Annotated in this window: 14 protein-coding genes; 8 read left to right on the top strand and 6 right to left on the bottom strand. The window is 47.7% G+C overall.

The window, feature by feature from the left end:
• The first annotated feature begins 101 nt into the window (after positions 1–101).
• Positions 102–2,972, top strand: coding sequence for a hypothetical protein (locus C3V36_02490; protein AVM68216.1), 2,871 nt, complete (start codon positions 102–104; stop codon positions 2,970–2,972).
• 184 nt (positions 2,973–3,156) lie between these two features.
• Here C3V36_02490 and C3V36_02485 read toward each other — a convergent pair whose 3' ends face one another.
• From C3V36_02485 to pflB, 5 genes are all read right to left on the bottom strand, one after another.
• Positions 3,157–3,327 carry a ferredoxin gene (locus tag C3V36_02485; GenBank protein ID AVM68215.1) on the bottom strand — a complete coding sequence of 57 codons (171 nt, stop codon included), beginning with the start codon at positions 3,325–3,327 and terminating at the stop codon, positions 3,157–3,159.
• 315 nt (positions 3,328–3,642) lie between these two features.
• Complete coding sequence (pflA, locus tag C3V36_02480) at positions 3,643–4,410, bottom strand: pyruvate formate lyase-activating protein (GenBank protein ID AVM68214.1); 768 nt, start codon at positions 4,408–4,410, stop codon at positions 3,643–3,645.
• 168 nt (positions 4,411–4,578) lie between these two features.
• The gene (locus tag C3V36_02475) at positions 4,579–4,824 is read right to left on the bottom strand and encodes an autonomous glycyl radical cofactor GrcA (protein AVM68213.1); all 246 of its coding nucleotides are present in this window, start codon (positions 4,822–4,824) and stop codon (positions 4,579–4,581) included.
• Positions 4,825–5,079: 255 nt separating this feature from the next.
• Positions 5,080–5,298, bottom strand: coding sequence for a hypothetical protein (locus tag C3V36_02470; GenBank protein ID AVM68212.1), 219 nt, complete (start codon positions 5,296–5,298; stop codon positions 5,080–5,082).
• A gap of 2 nt (positions 5,299–5,300) precedes the next feature.
• Entirely contained in the window at positions 5,301–7,364 is a 2,064-nt protein-coding gene (gene pflB / locus C3V36_02465) for a formate C-acetyltransferase (GenBank protein AVM68211.1), read from the bottom strand.
• A gap of 602 nt (positions 7,365–7,966) precedes the next feature.
• Here pflB and C3V36_02460 point away from each other — a divergent pair.
• The gene (locus C3V36_02460) at positions 7,967–8,620 is read left to right on the top strand and encodes a hypothetical protein (protein AVM68210.1); all 654 of its coding nucleotides are present in this window, start codon (positions 7,967–7,969) and stop codon (positions 8,618–8,620) included.
• Between the two features lie 48 nt (positions 8,621–8,668).
• Positions 8,669–9,586 carry a hypothetical protein gene (locus C3V36_02455; protein ID AVM68209.1) on the top strand — a complete coding sequence of 306 codons (918 nt, stop codon included), beginning with the start codon at positions 8,669–8,671 and terminating at the stop codon, positions 9,584–9,586.
• A 250-nt stretch (positions 9,587–9,836) separates the two neighbouring features.
• Here C3V36_02455 and C3V36_02450 read toward each other — a convergent pair whose 3' ends face one another.
• On the bottom strand, positions 9,837–11,030 hold the full coding sequence (locus C3V36_02450; GenBank protein ID AVM68208.1) for a hypothetical protein: 1,194 nt from the start codon (positions 11,028–11,030) through the stop codon (positions 9,837–9,839).
• A 402-nt stretch (positions 11,031–11,432) separates the two neighbouring features.
• Between C3V36_02450 and C3V36_02445 the strand changes: the two genes are divergently transcribed.
• The 5 genes from C3V36_02445 (at position 11,433) to C3V36_02425 (ending at position 17,280) form a co-directional block, all read left to right on the top strand.
• Complete coding sequence (locus tag C3V36_02445; protein ID AVM70413.1) at positions 11,433–12,500, top strand: endonuclease; 1,068 nt, start codon at positions 11,433–11,435, stop codon at positions 12,498–12,500.
• A gap of 230 nt (positions 12,501–12,730) precedes the next feature.
• Positions 12,731–14,275 (top strand): hypothetical protein, encoded by a 1,545-nt coding sequence (locus C3V36_02440; protein AVM68207.1) that lies wholly within the window; start codon positions 12,731–12,733, stop codon positions 14,273–14,275.
• Between the two features lie 212 nt (positions 14,276–14,487).
• Positions 14,488–15,576 carry a DNA helicase PriA gene (locus C3V36_02435; protein ID AVM68206.1) on the top strand — a complete coding sequence of 363 codons (1,089 nt, stop codon included), beginning with the start codon at positions 14,488–14,490 and terminating at the stop codon, positions 15,574–15,576.
• Positions 15,577–15,670: 94 nt separating this feature from the next.
• On the top strand, positions 15,671–16,444 hold the full coding sequence (locus tag C3V36_02430; GenBank protein AVM68205.1) for a hypothetical protein: 774 nt from the start codon (positions 15,671–15,673) through the stop codon (positions 16,442–16,444).
• A gap of 44 nt (positions 16,445–16,488) precedes the next feature.
• Entirely contained in the window at positions 16,489–17,280 is a 792-nt protein-coding gene (locus C3V36_02425; GenBank protein AVM68204.1) for a hypothetical protein, read from the top strand.
• Positions 17,281–17,331 lie beyond the last annotated feature (51 nt).

Raw genomic sequence — 17,331 nt, 5'->3', positions numbered from 1 at the left:
AATTTTGTTAAAAGTTTTTATTAACAGGTGAAAAAACACGAACGGCAGCCGCATGGCAGTCGATCAAAGGACAAGGGTGAAACGTAAAGGAGGAGAGGAATATGTTAAAAGTAAAGCAAAGAAGTTTTAAAGGCAGTATCGGGCTGGTGCTGGCTTTTGCCCTGCTGCTTTCGCTGGTGAAAATACCGGTGCTGGCGGCGAGGGACAGCAAGTTTATTATTGATCCGGCCAATGTTTTGACGGATGAGGAATATCAGGCGATAGATGCAGTGCTGACCGATATGCAGGAAGAAACAGAAATTGTCACGGTATTTTTAACTGGGGAAACACTTTTTGCGCCGGAACAGTTGGAGCAGATGGCTGCCGATTTAACTGCGAAAAACGGATACGGAGCAATTAATGAGGAAGAAAGCGGGTCTGTATTTTTGTTTGTCAACAGGTCTTCCGGCGGTGTGGTAACGACGGCGGTGGTTCCGACCGGTCGCGAGATGTATAATTATACCAGCTATCAAACAGCTCATATAGTTAAGGTTTTGGAAGGGTATTATCGGGAAAATCCATCCATGGAACTGTTGATCGACCGGTTTATCAATTTGGTCAGGATTTATTATTATCCGGTTATCAATGAATTAACCGATGACTCGATAGTAGATGTCGGAGAGGCGAGCAAGGAGATCGTTGCCTGGCGGGAATATGCCAACCAGGATATTCTTATCTTGCTGAATGATAGTTTGAATGCTGCTGAGTTTAATCAGTATGCCGATGATTATTTTTTATCGCAGGGATACGGCATCGGCGAAGAGCAGTCGGGTACTTTTGTCCTGTACAGCCCGAGCCTGGACCAGTTGGCGGTTAATTTTTACGGAGAAGCCTATAAGGATTATCCGCAGGCTGATATGGACAATCTGGCAAATGAACTGCTGGGGATTTTAAGCCTAGAACATGATGTTTTGGCAGCGGTTTACCGAATTGAGCGCTTTATTGATCCGGAGGCGGACATTCCGCTGGCGGAAGGGGCTATAGATCGAACAGAACAGCCGATGTTTATCAATGATAGGTGGGAGATCTTAAAAGACGAACAAGCGGGTCATTTAGAAGCCCTAAGTTTCCATTACATGGATCAATTCTCGGAAAAGTTGTATCAGACTATTATCCTGCCGGATGGAGAAGCTGATTTAAAAGAAGCCGATTTGAAAGAAATGGCGCAAAATGAGTTCGAATATCATGATGTCGAAGATGGAATGCTGACTTTGTTTGATGTCCGGACCCAGAAGGTGGTCTGGTATGCCGCGGGCAGTACCGAGAGTTTTTGGAAAAAGAACGCCAAGGTGATTGAGCCGGTGCAGAAGGCCTTGGAAAAGGAGTTAGAGCGGGACGGATATGAGGCCGACGCAATCTTTGATTATCAGGCCGGGATGCTGGAACTTTTGACCTATTTACGGCAAAGGGAAACGACCGAGCCAAATATTTTGGACACAACCTATGCTTTTATCAGTGATAAGCTGCCAAAGCAGATACAAGAACTGGAGAAAGCGGGTCTGACGCCAGTTCTTATCTCGAAAAACGATGTATCAGCTTATGCCGACGGTAAGGCATATTTGAAATGGTATAAAGACCTGATGAAAAAGGCAGGGTTGGCGGATAACATGGTTGTCTTCCTGTACCAGTCCGAGACGGAAGAGCTGGATTTGATGTATTTCGGACAAAAGGAAGTGGCAGCAGCGGTTTTTGATAAAATGAAGCCGGAGATTATGGATTTCTTTTTAGCCAATTCGGCGGATGCTACGGCCGAGGAATTTCTCAGCCAGTTGAAAACGAAAGTAGTTCCGGTAATGAAAAACGAGGGCAGTTCGGAGAACAAGCCGGATAAAAAGGACACGTCGGCCAAAGACGAAAAAAATGATCAAAAAGATGGTAAAAAGCCGGTGAAGTCAACGGGCAATAATATGCTGATTATCGTTGTCGCCGGAGTAGTTATTCTTTTGGTACTGTTGATTGTGATTGCGCTTGTAGCTGGCCGGAAAAAGAAAGCACCGGCTCAGCCGACTGGTCCGCGTCCGGCCGGTTATCCGGGGATGCAGCCCGGCGGTTATCCGGCAGGTCCGGCTAATAACAACTATTCGGCGCCGGCCGGCAATACCGGTTATATCGGAGCGCCGGCTTCAATGAATAATGGAGCAGGCTTTGGCGGAGCACCAGCTCCGATGGATAATGGAGCAGGCTTTGGCGGAGCACCGGCTCCGATGGATAATGGAGCAGGCTTTGGCGGAGCACCGGCTCCGATGGATAACGGCGCAGGCTTTGGCGGAGCACCGGCTCCGATGGATAACGGAGCAGGCTTTGGCGGAGCACCGGCTCCGATGGATAACGGTGTAGGCTTTGGCGGAGCACCGGCTCCGATGGATAATACCGGTATTTCGGATGGTGTTGAAAGGCCGGTGCAGGTAGATAGCTTAGATACCAGTACGGAAAAAATGGACGGAAATGAGGCTGAAGCAGCCGGAATAGCTGAAAAGAATATTGAGCAGCCGGTAAGCGAAAATACAGCGGCTCAAGCCGAAAGCCACGAAACCGCTGCCAGTACCGGCGGCTATATGGGTTATAGCCAGACACCGGCGTGGCCGGATAATACGGGTTATTCCGGCAATGCCTCGGGAGGATGGAATGCGGCACCGACAGATACTCCGCTTCAAAATCAGCCGTATCCGCAGACTTCGGCCGCACCTTATGGGCAGGATTTTGGTCAGGCGCAGCCGATGCCGGGTTATGGTCAGCCTTATTCCAATAATAATCAGGGATATGGTCAAGGCTATCAAGGCTATCAGCAGCCGGGCTACGGTCAGGGCTATCCGGCCTATAATCAGCCGAATCAAGGATTTAGCGGCTATCCGGGACAAAATCCCAATCCGCAGAATCCGGACGGCGGTTATCCGACTGCAAACGCATGGGGTGAGCAGAAGCCTCAGAATTAAATAATAAACGCCTAAAATAAAAGCAGGGACTGTGAAAAAACGGGATTCCGTTTTTTCACAGTCTTTTTAATATATTTCATAAATAAGCTCTTTGCGGTGTGGAACTGTTTATCAAAACAAAAAGCAGATGCTATTTAACATCTGCTTTTTGTTTGATTTTTCATTCTTGATTTTGAACCGAAGATTACGCTTTCGGTGCCGGTGCACCTACCGGGCAAACTTCTGCGCAAGCGCCGCAATCGATGCATTTGTCCGCATCAATGGAATAGATATCTCCGGCCGAAATTGCTTCAGCCGGGCACTCCGGCTCGCAAGCTCCACACGCAATACATTCATTTGAAATTACATATGCCATGATGAAACCTCCTTAAATCCTTATTATCACCTTTTACAACCTTATTTGCTTCTGATTTCTCCTTTTATAGGGCGGCTCCGTCAAACCCCGAAAGAACAACTTCAAAAGCGTAACCTTGATAGAATCAAGCAAATATTCAGCATAACCAGTGCCGGAATATTTACTTCTGGGCTTATTATACAATATTTCCATAAAAAATGCAAGACTTTTTCTTGAAAAAAATCAAGAAAGGCAATCCTAGAGTGAGATTGAAAAATATTCTCATTATCATCAAAATGTATAAATATTCATTCTGTTTTGCTTTGCTGCATGATTTTACGCCAGCTCATGTTCGTGCTTGCGCTCAAGCAGCCGTTTTTTAATACCGTTTAAAATGATTTGTTTGGCCTCGACCGCACCTTTGGTTGACATAGGCGGAACACCGTCTAAAGGATACATCATATTCAGCTGCCGGTATTTATCTTTTCCCATAGTATGATAGGGCAGGACGTCCAGTGCCTTGATATTGTCCAGTTCACCCAGAAAATAGCCGAGCCGTTCCAGATACTCCGGCTTGTCGGTTACCATCGGAATGACGACATGCCGAATCCAGACGGGAATTTTCTTTTCCTTTAAATAACGGGCAAAATCCAGAATCGGCTCATTCGGCATCGAGGTCAGAACTTTATGGCGGTCCGGATCGATATGCTTGATGTCCAGCAAAACCAGATCGACATTGGCCAGCAATGCGTCAATCTTCGGCAGATAGTCGGGAGTACGCCGGAAGGTGATACCCGAAGTATCCAGACAGGTATGAATATTCCGCTGCTTGGCCCGCTGAAAAAGATCAGTGATAAATGGAAGCTGCATTAAAGGTTCCCCGCCGGTAACGGTCAGACCGCCATTTTTGAGAAAAGGACGGTAGGCTTCGTAATCGGTCAGGATTTCTGTCACCGTCTTTTCCGGTCCGGTTTTAAGGGCCCAGGTATCGGGATTATGACAATATAAACAGCGCATCGGACAACCCTGCATAAAAACGACATAGCGAATCCCGGGGCCGTCAACGGTACCGAAAGTTTCGATAGAATGAACATAGCCTTTCATTTTAATTTCCTCTCTCTCAAAGTAAATCCCTTGTATTTTAGCTTTTTCTTTTTGCCGGAAGATAGGCCATGAATAAAAAGGGAATAGAAAAATACCCCAGTCGGGGTATTTTCTCGGTAGGGGCATACCCCTTGAAACAATATTTGTGCTAATTTTTAGCTTGCTGTCTTACATTCCGTCGTGGAAAGTCCGGGAAATAACGTCATCTTGCTGTTCTTTGGTCAACTTAACAAAGTTTACGGCATAGCCGGAAACACGAACGGTCAGCTGCGGATATAATTCCGGATGTGCCTGTGCGTCCAGCAGGGTTTCTTTGCTGAAAACATTGACATTTAAGTGATGGCCGCCCTTTTCGGCATAGCCGTCCAGCATGGAAACTAAGTTATCTATTTGTTGATTCTTTTGTTCGTTCATAATAAAATCTCCTTATTTATATTGGTCAGTGAGAGTATCTTTATTTATTCAGCCTGTTTTGGCTTGACAGGCTGAGTGTGGATCATTGACTCAACTTTCCCCTGCTCGAAGTGCTTCGCACTTCTGCCCGGGTGGGCGACCTACCCTGGTCGAAAGCTCCGCTTTCTGCCCGGGTGGGCGACCTACCTAAAAAAGACGGTTCTGACGAACATGAGAAAGTTGAGTTATTGTTCTATTTTGGCATTTGCCCTACTGTCAGATGGTCGGCTCATCCTCATCGTCAATGCCCTGGTGCAGAGTCGGAACGCTGCAGGCCATATTGGGCTGACAGTCGTTGCTCCGACTGGTACTGACTGCCGGAGTGTCATCGGCGGAAGCGCCGCTTTCCGTCCGGACATTCAGATGGCCGCCGCCGCCGGTCATAAACTGATCCAGCAAGGCCACTAAATCATCGACTTTATTAGTATCTGCCATAATTATTCTCCTGCTTCTTCCAGCAATTTATCAAAGTCCAGCTCGCCCATAAAGACCCGCTCGCCTTTACCTAAAGCGTTGGGAATGATGGAGAAAGTATTGCTGATGCCATCCTGCGAATCGTTAAACGGCAGCTTAGCAACCGAGGCCAGCGAAGCCAAAGCGCCGTGCGTATCGCGGCGGTGCATCGGGTTGGCACCCGGAGCCAAAGGCTCGCCCAAACGCCGTCCGTCCGGTGTATTTCCGGTCTTTTTACCATAGACCACATTGGAGGTGATCGTCAGGATTGACATGGTCGGTACGCCGTGGCGGTAGGTGTAATGTTTCCGGATCTTTTCCATAAAGGTATGAACCAAATTAACAGCCAATTCATCAACCCGGTCATCATTGTTGCCGTATTTCGGGAAATCGCCGGTGGTCTCAAAGTCTACCACTACGCCGTTCTCATCGCGAATCGGCTTAACCGTTGCATATTTGATAGCGCTTAAAGAATCGGCTACAACGGAGAGTCCGGCAATACCGGTTGCAAAGTAACGTTTGACATCGCGGTCATGCAGCGCCATTTGGATTCTTTCGTAGCAATATTTATCATGCATGTAGTGAATGATGTTTAAGGTATTGACATAAAGTTCTGCCAGCCATTCCATCATATCATCGTACTTAGCCATGACATCGTCAAAGTTAAGGACATCGCCTTCAACCGGCCGATATTTCGGACCAACCTGTGTCTTGGTTTTTTCATCGACACCGCCGTTGATGGCATACAGCAGACATTTTGCCAGATTAGCTCTGGCACCGAAGAACTGCATTTCCTTACCCAAGCGCATCGAGGATACGCAGCAGGCAATGGCGTAGTCATCACCGTGAACCGGCCGCATCAAGTCGTCATTTTCATATTGCAGGGAAGAAGTTTCAATCGACATCTTCGCGCAGAAACGCTTGAAGTTTTCCGGGAGCTTGGTTGACCACAGGACGGTCATATTCGGTTCCGGTGCAGGTCCTAAATTAACCAGGGTGTGCAGGTAACGGAAGGAGTTCTTCGTGACCATCGGCCGGCCGTCTAAGCCGATACCGGCAATGGATTCGGTTACCCAAGTCGGGTCGCCGGAGAACAGTTCGTTGTATTCCGGAGTCCGGGCAAACTTGATTAAACGCAGCTTCATAATGAAGTGGTCAATCAATTCCTGCGCCTGCTCTTCGGTCAATGTGCCTTCTTCCAAATCTCTTTGAATATAAATATCAAGGAAAGTAGAGGTCCGGCCCAAGCTCATGGCAGCGCCGTTTTGTTCTTTAACAGCAGCCAGATAGCCAAGATACAGCCATTGAATTGCTTCCTGGGCGGTGCTTGCCGGCTGGGAAATATCAAAGCCGTAAATCTCACCCAAGGTCTTCAATTCGCCCAAAGCCCGAATCTGTTCGGAGATTTCTTCTCTTAACTGGATCCGTTCCGGCTCCATTGTGCCTTCAGTGCTGGCAAACTGTGCTTTCTTATCGGCTACCAACCGGTCGATACCGTATAAGGCCACCCGGCGGTAATCGCCGATAATCCGGCCGCGGCCGTAAGCATCGGGAAGTCCGGTGATAATACCGGTCTTACGAGCCATTCTCATTTCCGGGGTATAAGCGTCAAATACGCCCTGATTATGGGTCTTGCGGTAATCGGTGAAGATTTTGACTACTTCGTCGTCAACCTTGTAGCCATAGGCTTCGCAGGCATTTTCGGCCATGCGGATACCGCCGTAAGGCTGCAGTGACCGTTTGAAAGGCTTATCGGTCTGGAAGCCGACAATCTTTTCCAAGTCCTTATCCAGATAACCCGGGCCGTGCGAAACGATGGAAGAAACAACTGAGGTATCCATATCCAAGGTGCCGCCGGCTTCTTTTTCCTTTTTGGTTAATTCCATAATTTCGGCCCACAGCTTTTTGGTGGCATCGGTCGGTCCGGCTAAGAAAGCATCGTCACCGGTGTAAAGTGTGTAATTGTGAACAATAAAGTCGCGAACATCAATATTTTTCTTCCAGGCTCCGCCTTGAAAGCCGCGCCATGCGTTTTGATTACTCATAATTTTCCTCCTGTTCCTCGATGGGACTTGTTCCTATGGTTTCGATTTCTGCCTGAAAAAGAAGCCCTTGTTTACTGGTAAACTCTTGTTTCAAAAGGCTTTGTCACATCTGAATGTGACAAGCGCAAATTGCGCGGAGTGTCTTTTGCTATGGCAAGAGTTAAAGGCTATCGCCTTTTGTTAGGAAAAGTATATCATGTATACTGTATACAAGTCAAGTTAAAATTATGACATTCCGTAGGTTTGGATATTTTTTTATCCTGTGCTTTTATCATAAAATGATGCATGTAAAATTTCAACAAAAATAATTGTTAAAAAATAAATATTTTTTCAGTCGAAACCGAAAATATGATATATTTTTAACGGAATTTTAAGGATTGAAAGATCACAGGATTTTCTCGCACTCACGCTCAACCTGTGGTATAATGTTGCGCACTAAAAGCGTGAGTGCAGTCTGGAGTCAAAAATGGGAAGTGCGCTGGCGTGCGAAAGCATTTTTGACTCCAGACTATATGAGCGATGATGCGGAGAGAAAATCCGTCAGGATTTTCTCGCACTCACGCTCAACCTGTGGTATAATGTATCTATAATAGAAAGGACTTATCATGGGCAAAACAATTTTTGTATCGGATTTTGACGCAACCATCACGCAAAGGGACTTCTTTTTGCTGTTTATAGATCGCTTTTTAGGGGAGGAAGGTCGGCGGTATTTATCGGATTACCGGCAGATGAATAACCCCAGTTATCAGTTTTTAAATGATGTCTTTGCGATGCACCGGATTACGGTGGATGAATATCGGGAACTGGTGGCGGCGATTCGCTGGGATGAGAATTTTCCGGAATTTTTAAAGCTACTGGCGGAAAAGGGGATTGACCATTTGATTTTGAGCGCCGGTACCGAGCTTTATATTAAGGATGCGATTGCACTGCGCGGTTTGCCGCCGCAGCGGATTATTTCCAATCAAGGTGTGCTGGCGGACGGTTATATCCGTTTGCAGCATGACAAGGCCTCGCCGTTTTTTTCCGAGCAGTACGGTATTGATAAGGGGAAAGTAATTCGCTGGCTGCGGTCAGAATACGACAGGATTTATTTTGCCGGTGATTCGCTGCCGGATGTTTCAGCGGCTGAGGAAGCGGATGTGGTTTTTGCCAAAGCAGCCTTACGCAGGTATTATCAAGATGATACGAGCGGCCGGATTCGTCCGTTTGAAAATTATGCCGAGATTATGGCGGTATTTGACAAAAAACAAAAACAATGATATGATAGGCTTCATTTACAGTGAAATTCCGTCAGCGTTTGGCGGCGGATGGAAAAGATTGGTGGAAAGCTGCAATCAACCCAACAGGAGGAAAGAGGGGTGAATCAGGTGTTTCGATATTTAAAAGCGATTGGCTTCGGCGAAGAAAACTTGGATATCAAAAAAATAGCGCGCGATATCATTAAAGCGCCGACGCAGTATCATGAGTTTGAGGACGAAGATGATTTTAAAAAGGTAGAATATTACAAGGAATTCGGCGAAGGCTTCGGGCTGGTGATCCGCGGAGAAAAGGATAAGGATAACTGGCTGAATATTTTTTCAATGAGCCCCTATGCGCAGGGCGGCGCGATGGTTGAGGGCTATGAGATCGAAATGCTTGATGAAGAAGGCGAAACCGGCAGTGCTTTGTGTGAAGAGCAGCACAGCGGGACTCTTTTTTCCTTTTACTTACAGAACTTAAGCGATTGGTATGCTTTGCATGACGAGGATAAAGAGGACTATACCGGTGTGTCGGTGGCGGGCTTTTCGATTGAGGGTATGGTGATTTTTCCGGTGGCGGATCAGCAGGATCGGCGGGAGAAAGCACTGAAGGAGGCGGTCGGCAATGCCGGTCTCTTGGAGCGGGCCCGAAATGGGGATGAGTCGGCGGCGGATGAACTGTCCACGAATGCCAGAGAACTGACGCGTTATTTATATGAAAGAATTCAAAAAGAAGAGATGCTGACCGTTTTGAGGGAATATTTTTATCCCTTAAGTGAGACGGAAGATTTGTATTCTATTTTGGGCGAAATTAAAGAAGTGAAAATTTTAACCAATGTTCTGACCAATAAATCTTTTTATTGCCTTGATGTAGAAGCCATGGGGATTCATGTCAATATTTATATCGGCCGGGAAGATTTGGTCGGACTGCCGACCGTCGGTATGCGTTTTAAAGGCGAAGCTTGGTTGCACGGCGGGTTGATGTAGAAACGGCGGATTAGAAAGAAAGGTAAAGGCGGAATGTCAGCCGGGTGTTGACAGCCGCCTTTTAATTAGTCACTCAACTTTCCCATGTTCGACAGAACAGTCTTTTTTAGGCTCGTTGCATGGGCAGGAACGGAATGCGATTTGCAAAGCAAATCGCGAGAGTGGGTCCATGTAGGTTGTGCACCCGCACAGAAACGCGAAGCGTTTCGACAGGGCACCCGCTCTCTGAGCGGGACAGAGCCAAAAAAGACTATGGGAAAGTTGAGTCAGTCATTTTTAGAGCGCGGGCAAACACTTCTTTGACTGGCAGCCGGGTAAAATCGCCGGTTTCAATCAAGCCGATTTTCATTTTTTCCAGACGTTTGAAAATACCGGTTGGATTAGCGCTTTCCTCCCGGACGGGGGCGGTAGTGGCAATGATGCTTTTGGCCTGACTGCCGCCTAAGCGGGCAGCCAGATAGCCGACCTCATAAATATCGCCGGCTTTTATTTCCCGCATCTTACAGGAAATAAAAACCGGTGTGGAATGATACATGACTAAGACATCAATTTCATTGTCTTTTGTGTCGAGATCATCGCCCTTTTCCCAGTCAATCACGACACCCAGAGCGGCTTCGTCAAAAAAGGCCTGAGCTTTGATATAAACATAAAGTTCCAGCCAAATGCCGAAAGTGCGGAGGTACTGCATGGCTTCGGCGGAGGCAAAGCGATAGCGGCGATTTTCTTTGACCGTTAAAAAGCCGTGCCGGACAAAACGGCGGACTAAGAAGCCGGTTGGATAGGAAATGCCGTGATGTCGGATATAAGGCGGAATGGCGATGCTGATTCGCTTTTCCTGTTCCGGCGCGGCATCGCTGTGCTTGCCCTTGGTGAACTTGAGCCGGTCGGAAATGTAAGTGTGCAGGGCGTGCCACTCCGGCAAATGAGTAAAGATAGCTTCTGCCATGGCCAAAATAGAAGGATAATCCGCTTTGGCCGGCAGAAAGTGTGAATCTTCCAGGCGTTTGGCACCGATAGCCGAGATAAAATCGCCCGCACCGATATGGCGGACTTTGGCAACGACGGCACCGCTGTCGATCTGATAAATGATTTCTCTGTCCAAATCCATATAAACCGGTGTAACGGCAGTCTCTTGACAAACATGATAGCCGGCAGCCGCAAACAGCTCCCCGCCGCCGGTCAGGTCAAGATAAATTTGACCGGAATTGGCGGTGATGATTTCTTGCAGGCAATGGAGAATAGCATGAATATCATGCCGATTAACCGGTTGAAAATACAGCCGGCGGACAAAACCCCAGGACAGGATGGTTTCTCTGATTGATGCGATGCCGGGAGCGGATGCTTCGGTCGGATCCATTAACAAATAAACCGTCTTCGGCCGCAGGGAATAAATCGGCGTCAGCAGACTGATCATATCCTGACTGTAAAAATCAATTTGGATCATAAAAACTCCTTAAGGTCGATTTTCCTTGAAGTTTTGCCGGCAAAGAAATGTTTGGCACAACAATCTCCTTGGCGACAGAGCAAATTTCTCTGTAAACAGACGGTTTAACTAGCTTATATAAAATTATACGCAAAAGATAAAACGATGTCAAGGAACTTCATCTTTGAAATTTGACAAACTCCTGCCAATTAGGTTACAATTCAGATGGCCCGCTCGTAATTTGCCGAAAGCGGAATTGCGAGTATGGGCGTTAGATATTTCTTTGAGTAATTATATATGCGCCGGGCTAAATTTGAGAAACGTAGAGCCGATACTCCGCCGCGGTGCGAATCCGGTGCAGACAGGTGGGCTGTATTTGTCCATTTGCCGGAGAGGAATCTTTTGCTGACGGAAAGGCAAGATATGAAAAAAATTTTAAAAAAGCTGGCGCTTTTCATTGGAATTATTTTGTTACTGGCTGGGGGATATGCGGGCTATGCCATTTTGTCTTACGCCCGGCTGCCGGATTATCTGGAACTAAAAGCGACAGCCGCACCGGAGGCGGCAGCACCTTATGAAACTGGTGTTTCCTATAAGGCGATTACCTACAATATTGGTTTTGGAGCATATACCCCGGATTTTAGCTTCTTTATGGACGGAGGTACATCCTCGTGGGCTGAAAGTAAGGAAAGTGTGAAAAAAACGGTTGCGGGAGCGGCTGCCTTGATTGCCGGCCGGCAGCCGGATTTGGTTGCTTTTCAGGAAGTGGATATTGACGGTACCAGAAGTTATCATGTCAACCAGTATCAATTGTTATCGGAAACGCTGCCGAACTTTTCTCATATTTTCGGTTTGACCTATGATTCGGTGTTTTTGATTTATCCGTTTCATCAGCCGCATGGCAAAAATAAGAGTGGGATTGCCAGCTATTCGCGGGTGCCGGTGGAGAAAGCCGTGCGCCGGAGTCTGCCGATTGCGGATTCCTTTTCTAAGTTTTTGGATTTGGACAGAGCTTATACGGTGGCTCGGATGAAAACGGCCAACGGCAAATATTTGGTGTTTATCAATGCACATCTATCGGCTTATGGCGCTGATGAAGCCATCCGAACCCGCCAGATGGAAGTTTTGACACAAGATTTAGAGGCGGAATATGCGCAGGGCAATTATGTGATTGTGGCAGGTGACTTTAATCATGAGTTAAAACCGGAGCCAAAGGGAGCGGACTTTTCGTGGACACAGCCTTTTCCGCGCGAACTTTTGCCCCAAAACTTTCAGCTGGCAGTTGATGCGCTTAGCCCCAAAGAGCAGGCGGAACTGGTTGACAGCGCCCGAAATGCCGATATCGCCTATACGCCGGGGGTATCACAAACTTTTATGGTGGACGGCTTTATCGTGTCGGATAATATTGAAGTCGAAAAACTGACGGTGCTTACAACCGGTTTTCTTTATTCGGATCATGAGCCAGTCGAACTAATTTTTCGATTAAAATAAGAAGGTTTAGATTTTTTGTATTTTTAAATTACTTTTTCACTTTAGTAATGAATTTACCCTATTTTTTTCTGGCACTTGTATAAAATCTGTGCTATAATTAACTGAGGAGTTTTATGACTTCCGAGATATAACTTTTCTGTATTCGTCGCGCGTAGGCGGAGGGGGAAACGGAATGAGTTAAATACTCAAACATTATACAGATATGGTTGACCAATGATGGAGGTAAGAGTATGGGCTTGATTCAACTTGTAGGCGGCGTAGTAGGCGCTGCGGGCGGAGCAATCGGCGGATCGCTGGCGGATCAGTGGGCGGAGACCATTGAACCGGCGGAAATGAACAATCAGGTGATTGCAACTTATGGTGTCAGACTCAGAGCAAACGACAGACGGAGCGTGAACACAAAAGGAACGGCAGATGTTATTACCAATGGTTCGATAATTCATGTGCCTGAAAACACATATATGCTTCTGGTTGACGGCGGTAAAATCGTGTCGGCGACTGATGAGGCAGGTTACTATCAGGTGGATAATTCCAGAGCGCCGTCGATTTTCTTCCGTTCGGCGCAGGAGACCGTGATTCCGGGGTACAACAATACTAACCGGAACGCGATTCAAAGACCGGGCGGACTGAAAAATACGCTGCTCGATTCCTGGGAGCGTTTTAAGTTTGGCGGAACTACACCGCTGAAGCAAACAGTTGTTTACATCAACCAACAGGAGATTCCGGATTTTCGCTTTGGCACCAAGCAGCCGATTTTGTTTGCCGACCGGGCGACTTTAAACGGAACACTTTTGACGGCTAAGGTAACATCTTTTGGTACCTATTCGATTAAGGTCAGCGACCCGATGCTGTTTTATCGGGAAGTATGCAGCAAGACCGGTAAGGAAACGCTGACGACCGAGGATATGGCCGAACAGTATACCAATGAATATTTGATGGCGCTGCAAACTGCTTTGGCTTCTCTGGCTAAAGAAGGCATGAGCGTTGTTGAGATTCAGATCAGCACCAGCCGGATCGGCAACGAAATGGCGGATGTCCTCGATGATGAATGGCAGGCTAAGCGTGGGTTCTACATTGCTTCGGTCGGTATTGCTTCCATCGGTCTGGATGATAAGACCAATGAAGTACTTGAGAGCATGAATGCCGATTCGATCCTGATGGATCCGAACCGCCGGGCTGCCCGGATGACGCGCGGCGTAGCAGCCGGAATTGAAGCGGCCGGCAGCAATGAGGGCGGAGCGATGATGGGCTTTGCCGGAATCGGTATGGGCATGAATGCAACCGGTATGGGCGCGGGCATGGGTCAGGTGATGAATCCGCAACAAGGTGGTTATCCGCCGCAGGGTGGTTATTACCCGCCACAAGGAGGCTATCCGCCGCAGGGTGGTTATTATCCGCCGCAAGGAGGCTATCCGCCGCAGGGTGGTTATTACCCGCCGCAAGGAGGCTATCCGCAACAGGGCTATCCGCAGCAAGGTTACCCGCAGGGTGGTCAGCCGCAAGGGTATCCGCAGCAGGGCTATCCGCAGCAGAACGGTCAACAAGGCTATCCGCAGCAAGGTCAGCCGCAAGGTTACCCGCAGCAGAACGGTCAACAGGGCTATCCGCAGCAAGGTCAGCCGCAGGGTTATCCGCAGCAGAACGGTCAACAAGGTTACCCGCAGCAGGGCCAACAAGGCTACCCGCAGGGTGGTCAGGGTTACCCACAGCAGAACGGGCAGCAAGGCTATCCGCAGCAAGGCGCAGGTTATCCGCAACAGCCGGAACAGCAATAGAGAAAAACAATTAAGTAAAGTTAAGGAGAGAATAGGAGCAGAGCAGACGAAAAAGTTTGCTCTGCTCTTAGAACAGGATAGAGTTAAAAATACAGGATTGGCTCGCCGATACCGGGAAACTGTAAAAGCCTCTCGTGATGAGACCGGAAGTTACGCCGGAGGGAGGAGAGCTGAATTAAAAACGACAAAAGAAAAACAGGAAAAAGGGAGAGATGGAAAGCATGGAAAACGTCAGGGATTATAAATGTTTATCTTGCGGAGCCGGGCTGCGCTTTGATCCGGTGATACAGAACTGGAAATGTGATTATTGCCAGAGCATTTTTACCAAGCAGCAGTTGGATCAGTTTTTTGCTCAAAGAGAAGCCAGAGAACAGCAGCGGGCAGCGGCGGCCGGTCGGCCGGTTCCCCAGAACGCCCCAACGGTGGAACTGGATTCGTATCACTGCAAGAACTGCGGCGCCGAAATTGTCGGCGATGCCGGCACGATTGCCACTTTCTGTTTGTACTGTAAGTCGCCGACGATTATCAGAGCCAGAATGCAGGGCGAGTTTTCGCCGCGTTATGTCATACCGTTTAAATTTGACCAAAAGCAGGCGAAAGCACTTTACGCCAAATGGATTAAAAGCCATTTTCTGGCGCCCGGAGCATTTAAGCAGGATGAGGAGATTGAAAAAATCCGGGGTGTATACGCGCCGTTTTGGCTGTATGGCTCGGATAATGTCCGGGTTTATATGGCGGGCGTCGGTACAACTACCAGAACATGGCAGAGCGGTAATATGGAGTACACGGAAACATCTTATTACAATGTAGTTCGGGATGGAACGATTTCTTATAAGAATGTACCGGTTGACGCTTCCACCAAGATGGACGATACGGCCATGAATGCGATTGAACCGTTCCGGTTTGAAGAAATGACTGATTTTTCGATGGATTATATGACCGGCTTTTTTGCCGAACGTTTTGATCAGGGCAAAGAGGAATTGCAGGAGCGAGCCAAAGGCCGGATGCGTGACTACGCCAGAAGCAAGGTGCGCGGAACGATCAGCTATTCCAGCTATAACTCGCAGGCGGAGCAAATTGATTTTCAAAATATAAGTGCAGATTATACCCTGTTTCCGGTTTATTTGCTGACAAATATTTATCAGGGGAAAGCCATGCAGTATGTGGTTAATGGCCAGACCGGCAAGATATACGGCGAGGTGCCGGTCAGTAAGGCCAAGCTGGCAGCGGTATTCGGCACGGCATTTATGATAGTCTGGTTGCTGGCGGGATTCATCGGCGGCGGCATCTTGGGTTGGTAGAGACGAACTTTAGTCTGACGGCGTAAATATTAGGAAATTCAACTTCACGTCCAAACTGTCGGCGGGAAGGATAGTATTTCTCAGAGGGAAGAGCATGAAAAAAATATATAAATTGCGCTTGCTCGGGCTGCTTTTTTTCATTTTCCTGTTGTCGGCGGGGCAGCCGATAACGGCGGAAAAACCCAACTTAATTGATGATTATGGTGTTTTTTCGGATGAAGAAGCGGTCGAAGTCAGTGCCAAGCTGGCGGAGTTCAGCGCAGAAAAGCAGATTGATTATTTGATTATTTTTTCGGAACCTTTTTCTAATCCGAAAGAGTCAGTTTATACCGATTATATCGAAAACTTTTATTATAAAAATGGCTATGGCTGGGGGAAGGATCGGATTGGCGCGGTGATGCTGGTCGATATGGCGAACCGCAAGATTTCGGTCAGGGGTCTTGGAAGTGCGATGTACCCGGTGTTTGCCAGTGATGCCAATATTGATACTGTAGCCGAAAAAGTCGGGGAAGAACTTCGGGATGAGAATTATGCCGGTGCGGTTGATGTTTTTATGAGCGAATCTTATCGCCTATACCGGCGCTATAACCGGACTTTTATGGAAAGCGTGTTTGACATGATGTTTTCCCTTAGGGGTCTGGCGGCGGCGTTAATTGGCGGGGGATTGGTTATGCTGATAGTTTGGGGCGATCACAATCAAAACGGCAAACCGAAATCATCGGAGTTTGAGGTTAGGGGCAGTTTTAATCTTTATACGAAACAGGATGCTTTTACGCATAATACCGTTACCAGTCGGAAGATTGAGAGTTCCGACAGTTCAGGCGGCAGCAGCGGCGGCAGCAGCAGCGGCGGCACCAGAAGCTTTTAGTCTTTGATGACAAAAAAAGATAGAATTTTTGGGAGGAAGGGAGTATGGCCAAGATAAATAAAAGAAAGTTGGGATTGTTGTTCTTTTTTGCGTTTCTGTTTTTAGTATGGCGGCCGGTGGCAGCGGAAAGACCGAACTTAATTGATGATTACGGTGTTTTTTCGGATGAAGAAGCAGCTGAAGTCAATGCCAAGTTAGCGGAGTTCAGTGCAGAAAAGCAGATTGATTATTTGATTATTTTTTCAGAACCCTTTTCCGAGCCGGAAGAGTCGGTTTATACTAGGTATATTGAAAACTTTTATGATGAAAATAACTATGGCCTGGGGGATGGCCGGCTTGGCGCAGTGATGCTGGTTGATATGGCCAACCGCAAGATTTCGCTCAGAGCCTTTGGCGATGCGATGTATCCGGTGTTTGACAGTGATGCCAATATTGACAGGGTATCGGAAAAAGTCGGGGAAAAACTTAGAGATGAGGATTATGCCGGTGCGGTCGATGTTTTTGTACGCGAATCCTACCGCTTGTACCAGCGGTACAATCAGACTTTTTTAGAAAAAGTTATAAGTATGCTGTTTTCCTTTAAGGCGCTGGCAGTAGCCTTAATCGGTGCGGCTCTGATCACGCTGGGGATCCGGGCCGGGCATAATCAAAACGGCAAACCGAGATCGTCGGAGTTTGAGGTCGGCGGCAGTTTTAGGCTTCAGCAGAGAGCGGATACTTTTTCGCATAAACATGTTACCAGCCGGAAAATTGAGCGTTCCAGCGGTTCGGGCGGCGGCAGCAGTCACGCCAGCGGCAGCACCAGCCGAAGCAGCGGCGGCACCAGAAGTTTTTAGCGCCGGCAGCGGGCGATACACCTGAACACAGTTTCAGCGGGGATAGCAAAG

This window comes from Lachnospiraceae bacterium oral taxon 500, from assembly GCA_002999035.1.
In the GTDB taxonomy this organism is placed as follows: Bacteria; Bacillota; Clostridia; order Lachnospirales; family Vallitaleaceae; genus W11650.
The sequence above is the reverse complement of the archived record's forward strand: the minus strand, read 5'-3'. Positions and strand labels throughout refer to the sequence as shown.